Here is a 14,245-nt window from a genome sequence, read left to right on the forward strand (position 1 = left end):
GAACTCATCATGTTGAAAGTCAGTGAAATCTTGCGCGTCAAGGGCGATACGCTCTTCACCGCCACTCCCGACACGCCGGTGGCGCGCGCGGTGGAAATCATGGCCGAACAGGACATCGGCTCGGTGGTCATCATGGAATCGGGCATGCTCTGTGGCATGCTGACCTTCCGCGAGATCATCCGCCACGTCCATGCCAACGGCGGCGACGTGGGTAATGCCACCATCCGCAGCATCATGGACGACGCGCCGGTCAGCGTCACGCCCAACACCAGCGCCGACGAAGTCCAGCGCCTGATGCTGGAGCGGCACGCGCGCTACATCCCCGTCATGGACGGCCCGATGCTCATGGGCGTGATTTCCTTCTACGACATGGCGCAGGCCATCGTGGCGGCCCAGCAGTTCGAAAACAACATGCTGAAGGCCTATATCCGCGACTGGCCCATGGACGAGGAAAACACGGCCGCGCCGAAGGCCTGAAGCCGGGAGATCAGGCGGCGGCCACCGACAGGCCGTCGTCGTCGCGGTCCCGGTCCCGGTCGTCCAGGCCGTCGTCCTCGGACGCGTCGGCCATGCCGCCGCGCTGGCGCGGATCGCGCAGGCTGCGCCAGGCTTCGTAGATCAGGCCGGGATCCTCGCCGCGCAGGCGGGCGGCGTCGGACAGGATGCGGCGCCAGCGGCGCGCGCCCGCCTGGCCGTTGACCAGCCCCAGCAGCGGGCGCACGAGAATGCGCAGCGGCACGCCGCGGGCGACCTGGCCGGCGGCGTAGCGCGTCATCGCATCGACCACCTGGGCGTCGCCGGGCAGGCGCAGGGACGGCCACAATTGCCGGGAAATTTCAGACAGCACCCGCGGCGTATGCCAGGCCGCGCGGCCCAGCATCACGCCGTCGAAGCGGGCCAGCGCCTGCATGGACGCATCCGCCTCGTCCAGGCCCCCATTGAGCACCACCGTGCAATCGGGAAAATCCTGCTTCAGGCGCAGGGCGTCGTCATAGCGCAAGGCGGGAATCTGCCGGTTGTCCTTGGGCGACAGGCCCTTGAGCACGGCGTTGCGCGCGTGCACGATGAACACCCGGCAACCCACGTCATACAGCTTGCCGACGAAATCCCGCACGAAACCATAGGACTCGTCGTAATCCAGGCCCAGGCGGTGCTTGACCGTCACCGGCACGTCCACGGCGTCCTGCATGGCCTTCACGCAATCGGCGACCAGGTCGGGCTCGGCCATGAGGCAGGCGCCGAACGCGCCGCGCTGCACGCGCTCGGACGGACAGCCGCAATTCAGGTTGATTTCGTCATAGCCCCACTGCTGGCCCAGGCGGGCGGCGTGGGCCAGCGCGTCGGGTTCGCTGCCGCCCAGTTGCAGGGCCACGGGATGCTCCGCCGCGTCGAAGTCCAGATGACGCGCCACATCCCCGTGCAGCAAGGCGCCGGTGGTGATCATCTCGGTGTAGAGGCGCGCCTGCGGCGCCAGCAGTCGATGGAAATAGCGGCAATGCCTATCCGTGACATCGATCATCGGCGCGACGCACAGCCGCCAGTCGGGAGCAGACACAGGAAATCGTCCAGGAGGAATATGGGCGTATTTTACGTCCTGGGCCCTGGGGGCGCCCGGCGGTAGTCTAAAATTGCGCCGCCGGCCCCGCCCACAGGGGGCCATTTCCATTCCGACACGACCCGATGGCTGTATTCACGACCGTAACCGACGACGATGCCCGCGACCTTCTGCGGGGCTACGACCTGGGCGAATTGGTATCGCTGCGCGGTATTACGGCAGGTATCGAAAACACCAATTACTTCCTCACCACGACGGGCGGGGAATATGTGCTGACCGTTTTCGAGGTGCTGACCTACGAGCAGTTGCCGTTCTATATAGAACTGATGCACCTGCTGGCGGATCGCGGCGTGCCCGTCCCGCAGCCGCAGACGCGGCGCGACGGCACGCGCCTGACCCGCATGCACGGCAAGCCCTGCGCCATCGTGACCCGGCTGGACGGCGGCTACGAACCCGCCCCCGGCGCCGAACACTGCCGCCTGACCGGCGCCACGCTGGCGCGGGCCCACCTGGCGGCGCGCGACTTCGCCCTGCACCAGCCGAATCTGCGCGGCCTGCCCTGGCAACTGCAAACGGCGCCCACGGTGCGTCCTTTCCTGGACGCGGACCAGGACGCACTGCTGTCCCGCACGCTGGACGAGTTGCAGCGCCTGTCCGCCACGCCGGCCTGGCAGGCCCTGCCGGCCGGCCCGGCCCATTGCGACCTGTTCCGCGACAACGTGCTGTTCACCGGCACCTTCGAAGCGCCCCGCATGGGCGGTTTCATCGATTTCTATTTCGCGGGGTGCGATACCTGGCTGTTCGACGTGGCCGTCAGCGTCAACGACTGGTGCATAGAGCGCGCCAGCGGCGAGATCGTGCCGGACCTGGCGCGCGCCTGGCTGGGGGCCTACGCGGAAGTGCGGCCCTTCACCGCCGAGGAGCGCCAGCTCTGGCCCGCGATGCTGCGCGCCGCCGCCGTCCGCTTCTGGCTGTCGCGCCTTTATGACTTCCACCTGCCGCGCCCGGCGCAAACGCTCAAGCCGCACGACCCTCGCCACTTCGAAAGAGTGTTGCAGGCGCGCCACCGCGTGGTTCCCGAGGCCTTGCCGGCAGGTGGCCTGGCCCATAATTAGGCTACATATATCTAAATAATCACCTAGGCAGCGTAAGTCCGACACATGCAAGCAGCAGCCCTTCCCGCGACCGCCGGCTGGCAATGGGCCCGCGACGGTTTTCGCCTGTTCATGCGCCAACCCTTACCCTTGTTCGCCTGGGCGCTGGCCATCAGCCTGATGGTCCTGTTCGCCACCTACACGCCTCCCGTCGGTCCCCTGCTCTTCATCGCCCTGATGCCCGTGGTGACGCTGATGACGCTGTCGGCTTGCAAGCACATCGACGCCGACCGCACCATGCTGCCGTCGATGTGGCTCAAGCCGCTGCTCAAGCCGGGGGTGTTCAAGAAGCTCATGATCCTGGGCCTGAGCTATGCCGGCCTCTGCCTGCTGGCGGGCTTCATCGCCTTCATGCCTTTCGCCGACGCGCTCGCCGACGGCATGCGGGCGGCGTCGGTGACGCAGGACCTGACGCCCTTCCTGATGGCGGTGCGCGGGCCGCTGACGGTCTTCGCGATCCTGTATGTCATCATCGCGGCGCTGTTCTGGCATGCGCCCGTGCTGGTTGCCTGGCATGGGGTGCGCCTGGTGCAGTCGCTTTTCTTCTCCGGCATCGCCTGCTGGCGCAACAAGTGGGCTTTCCTGGTCTACGGGCTCACCTGGGTGGCCACCTTCCTTGCCATCAGCTACTGCGGCGACCTGCTGGCCAGCCTGGGATTGCCGAGGCACCTGGTCGACATCCTGCAGATTCCCGTCAATATCGCGGCGGGCGGCGTGCTCTATAGCAGCTTCTATCCGGCTTATACCTCCGTCTTCGATATCAACAACGCCAGCCTCCAGTTCGACAACGGACACGGCACGCAGGCATAAGGCCAGCCGGCGCGGCGGCAGGCCGGCCACCACCTTGACGACCCGGTTCTCGCGGTCCAGGAAAAACAGGTCCAGCGGATAACGCATGCGCAGCGTGTGCACCGCCCGGCAGGGCCGCAGCCACGCGCCCACGGCCCTGCGCGGCGGCCGCCGGCCGGCCAGGCCGCGCAAGCGGGCGGCCCAGCGCCGCAGCGGCCATATCCGCAAGCGGTCCGGCGGGGGGCTCATTGGAGCGCCCCGCGCAATTGCACGACGATGGGAAAGCCCAGCACCACGAAAGTGCAGGGAAAAATACACAGCAGCAGGGGCAGCAGCATTTTCACCGGCGCCCGCATGGCCAGGCGCTCGGCGCGCTGGATGCGTTCGGCGCGGCGCTGCTCGGCCTGCGCGCGCAGGATGGGCCCGAGACTCATGCCCAGGCTGTCGGCCTGCGCCAGCGCCGTCACCAGTACGCGCACCCCGTACAGGTTCGTGCGGACGGCCCAGCCGCGCAAGGCATCCAGCCGCGCCATGCCGGTCCGCATGTCGCCCAGCGCCCATTGCAGCTCGTCGCGCAGCGGGCCGGGCGGCCCGTACTCGACGGCCTGCTGCAATGCCCCTTGCAGATTCAGGCCGGCCTCGACGCACAACGTCGCCATGTCCAGCAGGAAAGGCAATTCCTTTTCCATGCGCGTGGCCCGCGTGCGCGCCCGGGCGCGCAAGGCATGCCTCGGCAGGAGCGCGCCGACGCCCGCGCCCAGCAGGCCGGCCACGGCCAGCAGCCGCGCGCTCGCCGGCGCCGCCCAGAGATCGGCCAGCAGCAGCGCGACGGCGGCGCCGGACGCGCCGGACAGATAGGAGGCCGCGGCCACGTGCGCCGGCGTCAGCAGGCGTTCCAGGCCGGTGCGTTCGAGCAGCCGGCGCAGCCGCCCGCGGCGGTGCCAGGACAGGAACAGCCAGCCGCTGCGCGCGATGCCGTCCAGCCAGGGCCAGACCGCGCGCCACAGCGGCGGCAAGCCCGGCCGGCCTGCATGCCCGCGCCACAAGGGCCGCAGCCAGCCGCGCAGGAGCAGCGCCAGGCAGGCGGCGCAGACGGCGGCCAATGCCGCGGCAAGCGCCATCACCGCCCTCTCCTGTTCGTCCCGCCTATCCGCGTCATGCCCTGCCCTCCGATGTTCAGATATCGATGTCCACGATGCGCCGTATCCAGCAGACGCCGACGGTCTCCAGCGCCGCCAGGACCAGCAGGACGGACAAACCGAATCCCGTGCCCCACAGCGGCTGCATGGAAACGGGGTCCAGGTAGGCGAGGACCACGACCATGCCGGGCGCCAGCAGGCCGACCACCCAGGCCTGCAGCCGCCCCTGCGCCGTCAAGGTCAGGACGCGGTCGCGCAGTTGTTGCCGCGCCCGCAACATGGCGGCGATGCGGTCCAGCGTCTCGGCGAGATTGCCGCCGCTATGCGCCGCGACGCGCAGCGCGGACACCAGCAGGCCGGTTGCCTCGGAAGGCAGGCGCGCCTGCAAATTGCCGAGCGCCGCGTCGAAGGAAAGGCCCAGGCGCTGCTCGCGCAGCATGAGCCCGAACTCCTGCGCGAGCGGCGGCTCCGACTGGTCGACGATATGGCGCAGGGCGCCGGGAACGCTGGCGCCGGCGCGCAGGCCGGCCGCCAGGGCTTGCAGCATGTCCGGCAATTGGGCATCGAAGCGCGCATGGCGCCGACGACGCAGGCTGGCGATGAGCAGGTGCGTCGCGCGTATCGGCGCGGCGCCGCCCGCCACGGCCAGCACCACGCTGCCGGCGACGGCGTACAGCAGGCCGGCCAGCGCCGCGCACAACAGCACGTTCGCGGTCCATAGCTGGCGGGCATCGACGAACAGGAAGACCTCGCTGAGCCGCATGCCCGCCTCGTCGGTGTAGATGCGCCGGTAGCGCGCCAGCGCGGCGGCGAACCAGCCATAGCTCAGGCTGCATGCCAGCATGGCGCACAGCGCCGCGCCGGCGGCGATTGCCCACACCATCATGCCGGCCGCTCCCTCGCGTCCATCGCCGGCCGAGCGCTGCGGCGGTCGAACAGGCAGGCCTGCGGCCCGCCGCGCCCCTCCTCGCGCCAGCGCTCCACCAGGCGCGGCGCCAGGGCGCAGCCCTGGAAGTAGCCCGGTCCGCTACGATCGAAGCGGAAGATTTCCTGGGTCTGGATGCAGCCGCTTTCCATGCCCGTGATTTCCGTGATGGACGTGATCACGCGGCGGCCATCTGGCAGGCGCGCCTGCTGCACGATGACGTGGATGCTGGAAGCGATGTGCTCGCGCACCGCGGCCAGCGGCAAGTCCATGCCCGCCATCAGTATCATGGTTTCCAGCCGGGCCAGGGCATCGCGCGGGCTGTTGGCGTGCAAGGTGGTCATCGAGCCCTCGTGCCCGGTATTCATCGCCGCCAGCATGTCGAAGGCCTCGGCGCCCCGGCACTCGCCGACGATGATGCGGTCCGGACGCATGCGCAGCGCGTTGCGCACCAGGTCGCGGATTTCGATGCGCCCCCGCCCTTCCTGGTTGGCGGGGCGCGCCTCCAGGCCGACCAGGTGGGCGTGGCGCAGGCGCAGTTCGGCCGCGTCTTCGATGGTGACGATGCGTTCGTCGTCGGGGATGGCGTTCGACAGGATGTTCAGCAAGGTGGTCTTGCCCGAGCCGGTGCCGCCCGCCACCACCAGGTTCACCTTTTCGCGCACGCACAGCGTCAGGAACTGCGTCATGGCGGCATCGAGCGAACCGATGCGCTGCAAGTCCTCCATGGTCAGCGCATGCCGGGGGAATTTGCGTATGGTCAGGCATGCGCCTTTCAAGGCGATGGGCGCCACCACCGCATTGACCCGAGACCCGTCGGGCAGGCGGGCGTCCACCATGGGCGCGCTTTCGTCGATGCGCCGGCCGATGGGCGCGACGATTCTTTCGATGACGCCCAGGACGGCCTGCTCGCTGCTGAAGGTAGCGCCGTGGCGCAACAGGCGGCCGCGGCGCTCGATATAGATTTCATCGTGGCGGTTGACCATGATTTCGCTGATGGCGGGGTCCTCCAGCAGCGGCGACAAGGGGCCCAGCCCCACGGCTTCGTCCAGCACCTGGCGCAGCAGCGCCCGCCGGTCCGCGTGCAGGGGCAGATGGCCGTCCTCGCGCACCAGATCTTCGAGCAGGCGCTGGGCTTCGCTGCGCAGCATCGCATCGCTCATTCTGGCAACGTCGCGGCGGCGCAGGTCGAGGGCATCCAGCAGGGCCGCGTGCAGGCGCCGGCGGTGCGGCAGCATTTCGAACGCGGCCTGGCAAGCCGCCGAGGGCGTGGACGCGCCGGACGCGAGGCCGTGGGTGGGCGGCTCGCGGCAGGATGGGGCGGCGGAGGGTTCGAGGGCCGCGGCGTGTTCGTCCGGCTTGTCGGACTTGCCGCCGCGCTTGTCTTGGTCCCTACCCTGGTCCCTGCCCTTGACGTTGTCTTTGACGTTACCCTCGCCATTGCCCTCCTCGTTACCCTCGCCGTCGCCTTCGCGCTCGCCGCCGGCGTCCCCTGGCTGTCCCGCGACCGCGCGCATGCCGATCGCGCCCCCCGTCCCGGGCGGCGACGCCTCGCCTTCCGAATCGGGATGGCCGATCAGGCGCGCGCGGATCAGGCAAGGCCCGACCAGGATCTCGTCGCCCGGCCCCAGCGGACCGTGCTGGGCAACGCGCCGGCCATTGACCAGCGTGCCGGCCAGCGCCCCCAGGTCGTCGATCACGATGCCCATGGCCACCACCGACAACCGCGCGTGCTCGCGGCCCACGCGCCAATGGCGTATCCGCACATCGCAGTGGGAAGCGCGGCCCACCAGCACGGGCGGCGCGAGCCGCACCAGGCGGTTCGCCCCATCATCGAAACGCAAGTCCAATTCCAGCATGGCGTCCTCAAGGCAAATCGGGCGGGTAAGACGGCGCCGGCGGATGGGGAACAAGGGATGCCTGCGCCTCGCCGGTGTAGCCGGCCTGGACCATGTCCCACTGCCCCCACTGCGAGCCGCTGCCGCTGTAGGGGTCCCATTGCGTCCGCGCCGCCATGCCGGCATCCGGCGCCAGCAGGCGGGGCGGCGTATCGAACGATTCCCGCAATAGGGCCTGGCCGCGCCTGACGGTCTCGCGCATGCCGGGGTCCCGTCCGGATATCACCGTGGGCGTGACGAAGATGGCCAGCTCCGTTTCCTGGATTTCCTCGCGGCGGCTGCCGAACCAGCCGCCGATCCACGGCAGTTCGCTCAAGACCGGCAGGCCCGACGTGGCGCGCGCCTTGCGGCGGGACAGGAAGCCGCCGATGACCAGCGTATGGCCGGACCGCACGTTGAATTCCGTCACGGCCCGCCGCGTCTTGAGGGCGGGGCCGGCCGGCGACGGCAGCGTCTCATCCACCGAACTGGCCTCGACTTCGATGCGGGAACGGACGGCGCCGCTGGCGCCGATGGAAGGCGTGACGCGCAAGGACACGCCATAGGGCTTGAAAACGGTCTTGGCCTGGCCGTTGCGGTCCGTCGTCGCGTAGGGCACCTCGCCGCCCGCCAGGAACTCCGCCGTGGCGCCGCTGCGCGCCAATAGCCGGGGCTGGGCCAGGACCACGGCTTCGCCGGATTGCGCCAGCAGGTTCAGGCGCGCGCCCAGCAAGGCGTTCAGCCCCATATAGCCCGCCAGCGGCGCCGCGCGCAAAGGCGTGGACAGGGGCGCCTCGCCGGGCCGCCGCGCCAGGCGGCCGCTGGAGACGGCATCCAGGCTGACGCCCGTGTACAGGCCGCCCTCGGTGGCGCCATCCCAGCGCATGCCCAGTTCCGACAGCCGTCCGCGCGGCAATTCGATCACCTGCACGTCCAACTGGACCATGCGGTCCCAGCCGACCTTGCCGGTGAAGTCCAGGACCTGGGGATAGCGCTGCGCCAGCGCCGCGACGCGGGCCTGGTCCGCGTCGCTGAGGTCGTTGCCTTCGACGACGACGTGCTCGCCCACCGCGACGCCGCGCGCGCCCGGAATGCGCGCGAGCAAGGTGTCGATCTCCGAGCGGGCGCTGTGCGTGCCGGCGGGCATGACGCGCAGCCGATAGGCGCTGCGCCGCCCGCCGGCCCAGACGTGCAGCGAGGACTCGCCGGCGGCCCGCGCGAACACGATGACGTCGCGGCCATCCGCGGCCAAGGCCTGCAAGACCCGGCCGTCCCCTACCGCCACGCGGTTGACGCCCTTGTGCGACAGCACGCGGGTTTCACCGACCAGCATGTCGAGGACCCGTGGGGCTTCGGCCGATGGCGGCCGCGCGTCGCCGGCGTGCACGGCCGGAGCGGCCAGCAAGACGCCGACCAGCGCGATGCGCGTAAAGCGGACGATGCAGGGAGTACAGGAAATGCCAGGAATCCTCATGGCCGGTCTCCCGTCGTCGTGCGCGCGCCAGGCCGGCTCCGGCTGACCAGGCCCTTGGGCAGGGGCGCGTCGAACAGCCCCGGCGGCGCGGCGTGCGTGTCGTCGCCCTCGCCCGGGCCTTCGCCGCCAATCTGGTCTCCATACAGGATGGACACCGACGGCGCGGGCCGGTCGACTTCCACGCCCAGCAAGCCGGCCAGGTCGCCGCGCGCGGCCACGGTGGCGGGCTGTTCATCGCGGTGGTGGCGAAGAATGGCCGTGATGGTGCCGTCCTGGCGCGCGGCGACGAGCTTGACGGCATCCTCCGGCCCGGCATCGAGGGTGATGGTCGAATACGCCGCCCCGTCGCCCTCCTGGACGCCGGCGGGACCGGTCTCCCCTTCGCGGCCGGCCTGGCGTCCCGTCGCCAGCACCCGCACGCCTTGCAGCAGCGGCGCGGTGATGCGCCGGCGCTGATGCTCGAACGACACGTACAGGTCCAGCAGATCCCCCGCCTGCAGCATGCCCGACAGCGAATTGATGTCGTCCACGGGAATCGTGATGGCCCGCCGCCCCGTCGCCACGCGCCGCGACAAGGCCTGCGGGCCGGCGCTCGCCAGATGCGCCGCCAGCAAGGGCTCGCCGGCCCGCAAGGCATGCGTCAGCACGCTGCCGCTGGCCTGCACGGCGTCTTCGGGCGGCAGGCTGCCGCTGACCGCCCAGGCCTGCGGGATGTCGCGCACGGCGAGATGATCGATGCCGATGTGCGTGCCCGCTTCGAGATCCTGGGCGGCGACCAGGCGCGGCACGGTGGGCTGGCGCAGTTCGGACTCGATCTGCGCGATGCGGCCCTGGATGTGATGACGCGCGGCCCATGCCGCCAGCAGCCCGGCGGCGAGGGCGACGACGGCCATGAGCCAGCGTTGACGAAAGACGAATCGCGCCATGGCCGCTTACTCCCGCCAATCCAGCACGGTGACGATGCCGCTGCCGGCCTGCTGTTCGACGACGACGATGGACAACTGGATGGAGGCCTTGGACCAGCGGCCCGGAAATGCCGTTTCCGGCTCGTCCGCGCGCCAGCCGGCGCCTTGCAGGGACGCGCGCAGGCGCGGCCGCAGCGCGGCGGGCGCGGCGCCATGCGTCCACACCTGCCGGACGCCGGCGCGCCGCGCTTCCCGCCACCGGACGTCGAAATGCAGCCTTGCGCCATCGGGTTGCCATGGCGCCGCGGACAAGCGCGCGGCGGGCTGCCGCAGCGGCAAGCGGGACAACGTGCCCTGGGTCCAGCCTCGTCCGCCATCGGTCAGGCGCGCCGACCAATGGAACTGGGCGTCCATGCCCGACAGCACCACCATCCCCGGCGCCACCAGGAGATCGCGCAGCACCGGCAACTGCTTCGACAGCCAGCGGGCAATCTCCCGTATGTCGCCGGGCGCCTCGAAGATCCAACCGCTCATGGCCTGTCCTTGCACCCGCAGTTCCTCGCCCGCCGACAGGTAATGTCCCCCGGGCGGCAGCATCGGCAGCGGCGCGCCGGGCAGCGCCGGCATCTCCGCCGGCACCGTTGACACCACTGACACTACGGGCGCCATGGACGCCATCGCCGGCACGCGCGCCGCCAGCGCCTCGCCTGGCAAGGCCGGACCGCAAAGAAAGGCCGCCCCGCAGGCCGCAACGAACGATCGTTTCATCACCCTCATCCACCCTCGTTCAACGTTTGAGTCCGGTCCACGGGCGCCCTGCGCCGCGCGCGCCGAGACGCTCCTCCGGCACCAGGTCGGCCCATCGCGACAACCAGTCGAAATCGGGCGCCGCCCGCCCCCATCCCGCATCGATGCGGGCCAAGGCCGCGGCGACCCGGCGTCCGGCGCGCCGGGTGGGCTCGGCGGCTCGACGCCACGCCGCCCGGTTAGCGGCGATGAGATCCTGCGCCTCGCGATCGCCGGCGGCGTGGCCCGCGCCGCCGATGAGCGCCGTATGCCGCCGCAATAGACCCGCGCCGGTCCCCGTGCCCTGCCTGACGGCGCGCGCGCCGGCATATGCGGTGAGCAGGCCGTCCCGCGCCATGCGCCAGTCCCGCCGCAGGCCCGCCGTGGCCGCGCCGCCGGGCAGGGAAAAACCCGCCGGCGACGCATGCTGTTCGACAACATGAGCCGGGGCTATGGAAGACGAACGCCCCGTGCCGCCATGTGCCGCGTGGAAGGCCTGCAAGCGGCTGGCATGCGCGGCCCGCAGGCCGTGGCCATGCCATTCGCCCAACAGCGCCACGCCGGCGGACAGCGACAGCAGCAAGGCCATGACCAGGCCGGCTTCCAGCAAGGCGAAACCGCCCTGCCGCCGTGGATCACGGTTCATCGCCAGCTCCCGATCGGCCTGGGAATTCGCCGGAAAATCGGCGTGACAATTGGCGCGGGAATTGGCCCGGCGATCCACGCTCCAATTCCCCCGCCGACGCGCCCGGCCATCCCGCGCCGCGCGCCGCCACCAGGCGCGCCTGCCAATACGGCCGGAACAGGGTGGCGATTTCCTCGCGCCCGTCCTCGCGCGGCCGCGGGCGAACGAAATACGTCTCCGCGGCGCTGGACACGGTGACGTGCTCGCCCGGCGCAAGCCCGCTATACGCATAGCGTCCCTGCGCATGGGAGGCGCCCGCGCCGGCCAGCGCGGGCAGGAGTTCGGCCGGCTGGCGCAAGACGATCTCGAAGCCGGCGGGCCGGGAAGCCCGGCTCAATGGCACTTCCGCATAAGCCGGCATGCCGCGCCCCTGCCAGCGCTGGCGTTGCTGCACCGCATAGGCGTAGGCAAGCGGATTGTTGTGGCCGTTCAACAAATCCCAACCGGCGTTTTCCTGCACCCAGCGCCAGAAGCTTTGCCGCGAAAAATCCGCCGGCGCGCGTGGCAAGGCCGCTTCTTCATCCTGCCGGCCGGGATTGCGCACCCTGCCCCATCCCATCGCGTATTCGCGGTAGCGCCAAAATTGGAGTTTTCATGGAGTCTCACCGCATCCCATGAAAGCGACAAAACCCTTTAAGATCAAATACTTATTTATCCACAACATCCCATGAGGATTCAGGAAAGCGCACGCCAATTTGTACCCTAATTTGTACCCTGAACCGGCCAAAAAACGACCTTTGAGAAGCGGTAATACCCCATGGCTCGATACCAACTGACCGATCGCAAGATCGCTACAGCGAAGCCCATCGACAAGGAGTACTTCCTCGCCGACGGCGACGGACTGTATCTCCGAGTGCGCCCGGGCACTCACAATCAGCCGACCGGTCTTCGAACATGGATCTTCCGGTACACCAACCTGTCAGGCAAACCAGACAAGAAGTCTCTGGGCACCTATCCAGAACGCACACTGGCCGCCGCGCGCGACGAAGCAGAGAAATGCCGACGACTATTACTGGACGAGATCGATCCGCGCTCTACCGAGCAGAAGATTCCTAAAACAGTTCTACAGGCCGTCGACCAATGGATCAAAGAATCGCTCGTCAACCGGCGCTTACCGCACGGCGTCCACGTGTGCAGGTTGCGGCTCAATAAGCACATCCTGGCCCATATCGGCAATGACAGCCTTAGAACCCTTACCCGTCCAAAGCTAATCGGCCTCCTGGATCGCATCAGACTGAACGGCACGCCGGCACAAGCGGGTTGCGTGCTCATCGACTTGGTCCAGATGTTGAACTACGCCGAGGACCGTGATTGGGTCGTGAAGAACCCAATCCGAACCCTGAAAAAGAGAGACATTGAAGTCGAAGATGTCGTGCGCGAGCGGGTCTTGCACCCTCCAGAAATCCTGATACTTCGCGATCGACTGGTCCAACCGATCTATATGACCAATGCCTGCAAGGCGGGGATATGGATTGGGCTGTCCACGCTCTGCCGTGCTGGTGAGATTGCTGGCTGCACGGAGGACGAGATCGATTGGGAAACACGGACATGGCGTTTGGCACCCGAGCGTACGAAATCAAAGCGCGAGCACCTCATCCATCTCTCAGACTTCGCCTTCTACTGGTTCTGCAAGCTTCGCGATTCACCTGTTCGGCAAACGGAGTATCTAGTGCCGGGTCTAAAGGGCGCTCCTCATGCGAAGTACGGTTCTTTCTCGCATCAGATCACAGCAAGGCAGAAGGATGATGGCGACATTCGAGACGCGGACAGCCTCCTCCTGCCTAAGGGCAAGTGGACCATGCATGACCTACGCCGTACTGGTGCCACGCTGATGGGCGAGCTCGGCGTCCCGGAAGACATCATCGAGCGATGCCTCAATCACCGAAAATCGAATCGGGACGAGAAAAATACCCTCATCTACACCTACCAGAAACAGCAGCGCCTGTTCGAACGAAAGATGGCCTTCGACACACTGGGGAAGTACCTCATGAATCTCCTGGGGCATCCAGATACTTGGCGTCCGACGTCCGAGAACTGCACCGTTCGGGCTGAACTTCCTGACATGGTCGGGCAGTACCAAAAAGAATGGATGCTGGCCAGTCAACAATTGGCTCAGCTTCTTCCCCTCCTCCAGAAGGAGACGATGGAAACGTTGTCACCGCAGAGCCAGGCTAGACCCGCTGTGGTATCACTGCAATAACAGGAAATTTCGATCCGCCCCCCACCTTGTCATCGAAGTGTTCCCAGGCTGTTAGCGTACTCATACCCAGCACCTTCTAGAGACTGTCCTCCAAGACATGCCGCCTTCAATGGCCCTCCGTCCAGTCAGCCTGCCACCCCTGTCTTGCGTACCGCCCCTCGAGCATGGATGAAGCTGAGGATTGGAAGGGAAAGCATGGTCAGCCTAGTCCGGGCAATACGGAGAAATGTCTACGACCCAGCGGGCGTGGATCAGTTGGTCATCTGCAGGAACGCTCGTTTTCTGCAATTAGATCGCGTTATGGGACAAAAAATGGCACATTGCGCGAAGTCATTACAGCCGTAGGGCGCCGTCATGCTAAGCGAGAGCGAATTGGGTGTGCGGTTGTTGAACCGCACCCCGCGGCGCATCGTCTTCAATAGCCCTCGTCCAGCCAGCCCTCCGTCACTGCCTCGCGTACAGGTACGCTGGGCACAACTCGCACGTCATCGGGCACCACCACGCACCAACGCCCGCCATCGATGGCCAGCGTTGTCTTGCCTTCCTGCTCTAGCTCGTCGGCATCCAGCACGCCGTAAACCGGGAAATCGAATCCCTGGTTCGCCCAGTTACGCAGCAACGCCACCCGCAGTTCGTCCATCGCATTCTCCTCGTCCATGAAGCCAAGCCGAGATCTTCCTGCGGATCAATTCGTTGGCGATAGACGTAGAACTACGTACAACCCACAAAATCAGACAAAACGAAGGCATGTTGGCC

Annotated in this window: 14 protein-coding genes and 1 pseudogene; 4 read left to right on the forward strand and 11 right to left on the reverse strand. The window is 67.9% G+C overall.

The features are described from left to right. Positions 1 to 9 precede the first annotated feature (9 nt). Positions 10 to 477 (forward strand): CBS domain-containing protein, encoded by a 468-nt coding sequence (locus CAL29_RS18620; protein ID WP_094854548.1) that lies wholly within the window; start codon positions 10 to 12, stop codon positions 475 to 477. Between the two features lie 10 nt (positions 478 to 487). On the opposite strand, the gene dusA is transcribed toward CAL29_RS18620, so the two are convergent. Beyond that, the gene (gene dusA / locus CAL29_RS18625; protein ID WP_094854549.1) at positions 488 to 1,555 is read right to left on the reverse strand and encodes a tRNA dihydrouridine(20/20a) synthase DusA; all 1,068 of its coding nucleotides are present in this window, start codon (positions 1,553 to 1,555) and stop codon (positions 488 to 490) included. Positions 1,556 to 1,680: 125 nt separating this feature from the next. On the opposite strand from dusA, the gene CAL29_RS18630 reads away from it, so the two are divergent. Together CAL29_RS18630 and CAL29_RS32065 are read left to right on the forward strand one after the other, a co-directional pair. Beyond that, a complete protein-coding gene (locus tag CAL29_RS18630; RefSeq protein ID WP_094854550.1) occupies positions 1,681 to 2,670 on the forward strand; it encodes a homoserine kinase in 990 nt (329 codons plus the stop codon). A gap of 45 nt (positions 2,671 to 2,715) precedes the next feature. Then, the gene (locus CAL29_RS32065) at positions 2,716 to 3,519 is read left to right on the forward strand and encodes a BPSS1780 family membrane protein (RefSeq protein WP_256977570.1); all 804 of its coding nucleotides are present in this window, start codon (positions 2,716 to 2,718) and stop codon (positions 3,517 to 3,519) included. A gap of 9 nt (positions 3,520 to 3,528) precedes the next feature. Here the strand turns inward: CAL29_RS32065 and CAL29_RS32300 are convergent. From CAL29_RS32300 to CAL29_RS18675, 9 genes and pseudogenes are all read right to left on the reverse strand, one after another. Continuing rightward, a pseudogene (locus CAL29_RS32300) lies at positions 3,529 to 3,747 on the reverse strand (hypothetical protein); the annotation flags it as partial. Continuing rightward, positions 3,744 to 4,619 (reverse strand): type II secretion system F family protein, encoded by an 876-nt coding sequence (locus CAL29_RS18640; protein ID WP_094854551.1) that lies wholly within the window; start codon positions 4,617 to 4,619, stop codon positions 3,744 to 3,746. The gene CAL29_RS18640 and the pseudogene CAL29_RS32300, both read right to left, overlap by 4 nt. Positions 4,620 to 4,674: 55 nt before the next feature. Further along, entirely contained in the window at positions 4,675 to 5,520 is an 846-nt protein-coding gene (locus CAL29_RS18645; RefSeq protein ID WP_094856745.1) for a type II secretion system F family protein, read from the reverse strand. After that, on the reverse strand, positions 5,520 to 7,421 hold the full coding sequence (locus tag CAL29_RS18650) for an ATPase, T2SS/T4P/T4SS family (protein WP_179284104.1): 1,902 nt from the start codon (positions 7,419 to 7,421) through the stop codon (positions 5,520 to 5,522). The genes CAL29_RS18645 and CAL29_RS18650 overlap by 1 nt, the downstream gene beginning before the upstream one ends. Positions 7,422 to 7,428: 7 nt before the next feature. After that, positions 7,429 to 8,913, reverse strand: coding sequence for a type II and III secretion system protein family protein (locus CAL29_RS18655; RefSeq protein WP_094854553.1), 1,485 nt, complete (start codon positions 8,911 to 8,913; stop codon positions 7,429 to 7,431). Next, positions 8,910 to 9,839, reverse strand: a complete 930-nt coding sequence (gene cpaB, locus CAL29_RS18660) for a Flp pilus assembly protein CpaB (RefSeq protein WP_094854554.1) — start codon at positions 9,837 to 9,839, stop codon at positions 8,910 to 8,912. The genes CAL29_RS18655 and cpaB overlap by 4 nt, the downstream gene beginning before the upstream one ends. 6 nt (positions 9,840 to 9,845) lie before the next feature. After that, positions 9,846 to 10,586 carry a hypothetical protein gene (locus tag CAL29_RS18665; RefSeq protein ID WP_094854555.1) on the reverse strand — a complete coding sequence of 247 codons (741 nt, stop codon included), beginning with the start codon at positions 10,584 to 10,586 and terminating at the stop codon, positions 9,846 to 9,848. Positions 10,587 to 10,605: 19 nt separating this feature from the next. Then, entirely contained in the window at positions 10,606 to 11,250 is a 645-nt protein-coding gene (locus CAL29_RS18670) for a hypothetical protein (RefSeq protein WP_094854556.1), read from the reverse strand. Then, positions 11,240 to 11,848, reverse strand: a complete 609-nt coding sequence (locus CAL29_RS18675; RefSeq protein WP_094854557.1) for a hypothetical protein — start codon at positions 11,846 to 11,848, stop codon at positions 11,240 to 11,242. The genes CAL29_RS18670 and CAL29_RS18675 overlap by 11 nt, the downstream gene beginning before the upstream one ends. A 198-nt stretch (positions 11,849 to 12,046) precedes the next feature. Between CAL29_RS18675 and CAL29_RS18680 the strand changes: the two genes are divergently transcribed. Beyond that, complete coding sequence (locus CAL29_RS18680) at positions 12,047 to 13,489, forward strand: tyrosine-type recombinase/integrase (protein WP_094854558.1); 1,443 nt, start codon at positions 12,047 to 12,049, stop codon at positions 13,487 to 13,489. A 415-nt stretch (positions 13,490 to 13,904) separates the two neighbouring features. Here the strand turns inward: CAL29_RS18680 and CAL29_RS18685 are convergent, their stop codons facing one another. Next, positions 13,905 to 14,129, reverse strand: coding sequence for a hypothetical protein (locus tag CAL29_RS18685; RefSeq protein ID WP_143277698.1), 225 nt, complete (start codon positions 14,127 to 14,129; stop codon positions 13,905 to 13,907). Positions 14,130 to 14,245: the final 116 nt, after the last annotated feature.

Origin of the sequence: Bordetella genomosp. 10, from assembly GCF_002261225.1 — a bacterium.
GTDB lineage: Bacteria > Pseudomonadota > Gammaproteobacteria > Burkholderiales > Burkholderiaceae_B > Bordetella_C.